Raw genomic sequence first — 411 nt, 5'->3', positions numbered from 1 at the left:
ATGCCCTGCAGGTATAGTCACCTTGTTTGGAGCTACCACCAGCTCTGTTAGTTGAGCTTGAGTCACATTCAATAAAGCATCCGCCTGTTGGCTGGCATAAGTAGCCGTCACAACAACATCACCACTCTGATAACTATCCGCCAGTCCTTTTTGATTAATAGATGCCACACTGTTGTTGGAAGATTGCCAACTTGCCAGCTCAGTTACCTCTCGACTTGTCCCATCACTAAATAAAGCGAACGCCTGATACTGCTGAATATTACCCGCCGCTACGCTGGCTTTTGCTGGTGTCACCACCAAATCGGTAACGGAAACCTGAGTCACGGTCGCTGCTGTACTATCGGAAATGGTATTACTCATTTTCGAGAATGATGCGATGCCTTGATAGCTTGCGGTTATTTGGGTTGTGCC

General features: G+C 47.4%; 1 protein-coding gene. It reads right to left on the bottom strand.

Features of this window, described 5'->3' with window-relative positions:
- The coding region (locus A3773_RS16945) for an Ig-like domain-containing protein (RefSeq protein ID WP_231902237.1) at nucleotides 1-360 on the bottom strand (360 nt) is incomplete at its 3' end.
- Nucleotides 361-411 lie beyond the last annotated feature (51 nt).

Source organism: Neptuniibacter pectenicola (assembly GCF_001597735.1).
Lineage (GTDB): Bacteria > Pseudomonadota > Gammaproteobacteria > Pseudomonadales > Balneatricaceae > Neptuniibacter > Neptuniibacter pectenicola.
Note: the sequence above shows the minus strand (reverse complement) of the source record. Positions and strands in the feature narration are given on the sequence as shown.